This window comes from Alkanindiges illinoisensis (assembly GCF_004377485.1).
Taxonomy (GTDB): Bacteria; Pseudomonadota; Gammaproteobacteria; order Pseudomonadales; family Moraxellaceae; genus Alkanindiges; species Alkanindiges illinoisensis_A.
The window spans coordinates 1-2,048 of sequence record NZ_SNTY01000061.1 but is presented as its reverse complement, the minus strand read 5'-3'; the positions used below and the strand labels follow the sequence as shown (position 1 = coordinate 2,048).

Below are 2,048 nucleotides of genomic sequence, written 5' to 3'. Positions count from 1 at the left end.
TATAATCAGCAAAGAATCCAAAAAGGATTGGATTTTAAGACACCAAATCAAATGGCAGAGGACTTTTACAGGTTGGCTGTCTAGAATCCTCCCAAGCGAAAGCCTCCGTTTTTATCAACACACATCATCCACTCTCGGAGTCAAAAAAAGAAAAATGAATGACTCAGAAATACGTGAGTTGCAGAAAAATTTTTCTGGCTCAAAAAAAGAGCTCGCTAATTATTTAGGCATCAGTGAGAGAACACTTTACAGAAAATTAGGTAGTAAAGAATAGCTTGTTTTGCGGAGATCTCGCGCAGCGATTGAATATTTTTTGAGGTCTGCCGCTCAAGCCAATGGCATGTATTACGTCGCTTGAAAAAACGATTCTCAATTGCGATTCAGGAAGTATTTTATGCAAGGGCAGTGGCGCACACGTGAGCTTGCTCATGCAAGCACCACTGTTCTTAAGCTTATTTTATTGAGTAATCCATCCCCATTTTTTGAAGATAGCCGCACCGTCGTCGGATTGTAAGAACGAAACGAATTGTTTCGCTGCTGTGATCTGTTCACCTTTGTTGGTTAGCACCACACCGGTATCACGATAGATAACATAATCTTTTTCAATGGGCACAACTTCCGCCAAGGTGGGGTTCGCAACTTGCCAAATGTTCCAGATTAGCCAGGCATCCAAAGAAGTGTCATCAGTCCATTCCTGTTTTGCGATGGCGCTGTTTTTGGCGTATTTGGCAATATTTTTTCGGAACGCTTTCACCGACTCAATACTTCCTTTACGGCCCGCTGCGTCCTCCCATACACCATTTTGTCCAGCACCATTGACCACCAAAATTCTGTGTCCAGGTTTGAACAAATCGGAAAGTCCCTTGATATTTTTAGGATTGCCCGGGCGTACAAGTATTGCCAATGGCCTCAGGTAGAGCGGCTTAACCTTGGTTTCATCAAATCCGCCCTCCATAGCCTGGGCGAAGTCGGTCATCATCGTTTCAGATCCGCTGTAGATAATGTGAGCATCGTCTTTTGCGTTTTGAATCCATTTTGGTGTGGGGCCAGCGGTAACTATTACTGGTGTGCCAGTTTTTTCCTCAAATGTCTTCGCGGCTTCTTTCATCGCGGGAGCTGGGCCGCCCGGGCCATAAACTCGTACCTCTTGAGCCGCATGAGAAATTGCTGGAATGACAGCGGACATGCCTAACAGACATGATGTAAGTACGGGAATTAGATGCTTTAGCGATTTCATGGTTACTATCCTAAAAAGAATTCTTTTGATAACAATATTGCTGAAAGGACATTTTTAAGTGTCTTGTCGTGCAACCGAAGCATACTGTTGAGTGATCTTGATTAATCTATTTCACGAAGTACTCAATACCTGTCTCAGACATCAACTTGTCGAGGAAAGTTCTCTCCTTTCTATAGAAGTGAACCGCCCCGGATTTTGAGGAGGCTCCGTTATTTGAGACAATGGAGTCATCATGAGCAAAATCCGAACCAAATTTACCCCCGAAGTGCGCGAGCTGTCAACGCCGGTTGAATTTTGTCCGCATCCCCTAGTGGGTCATTTTTACATTGGCGGGGCTTTGTTGCACAAAGATTTGAAATGCAAAGCGCCCCTAATTGAGCTAAATTTAAGGCGTAACTTGGGTAAGTGGTCGACCTAATTCCGTAAATCTGTTAAGGACTGCTACACGTGCATGGATCTCATTCACTTGGCTATCAAAACTCCTTGCACTGAGTTTATCTCCTAATAATTTGATGCAATGCATCTTAGTTTCAACCAAACTTCGCCGATGATAGCCTGACCATTTTTTCCATAGTGTCCTGCCTAAACGTTTAATTGTTCGAAGTAATTCATTTCGCTCTAGCGAGCTACTCTTTGTATCTTTCCATGGTTTCGCATTTTTTCTAGGTGGAATCACCGCATGCCCTTGCCGATCTGCAATGACCTGACGGCATTGCTTGGTGTCATAAGCTCCATCGGTATAAACAGAGTCAATCCGCTCATCTTGTGGAATCTGATTAAGTAAATCACCAAGCACCTGTGAATCACTGAC

At 43.8% G+C, this 2,048-nt stretch carries 3 protein-coding genes; 1 reads left to right on the top strand and 2 read right to left on the bottom strand.

The genetic code is table 11. The annotated features are described in order from the left end of the window. Window positions 1-154 precede the first annotated feature (154 nt). Window positions 155-274 (top strand): helix-turn-helix domain-containing protein, encoded by a 120-nt coding sequence (locus tag E2B99_RS15125; RefSeq protein WP_166739045.1) that lies wholly within the window; start codon window positions 155-157, stop codon window positions 272-274. 183 nt (window positions 275-457) lie between these two features. Here the strand turns inward: E2B99_RS15125 and E2B99_RS12045 are convergent, their stop codons facing one another. Next, window positions 458-1,237, bottom strand: coding sequence for a substrate-binding domain-containing protein (locus E2B99_RS12045; RefSeq protein WP_004758163.1), 780 nt, complete (start codon window positions 1,235-1,237; stop codon window positions 458-460). Between the two features lie 385 nt (window positions 1,238-1,622). Beyond that, on the bottom strand, window positions 1,623-2,048 hold a 426-nt coding region (locus tag E2B99_RS12035; protein ID WP_134245236.1), incomplete at its 5' end, for an IS5 family transposase.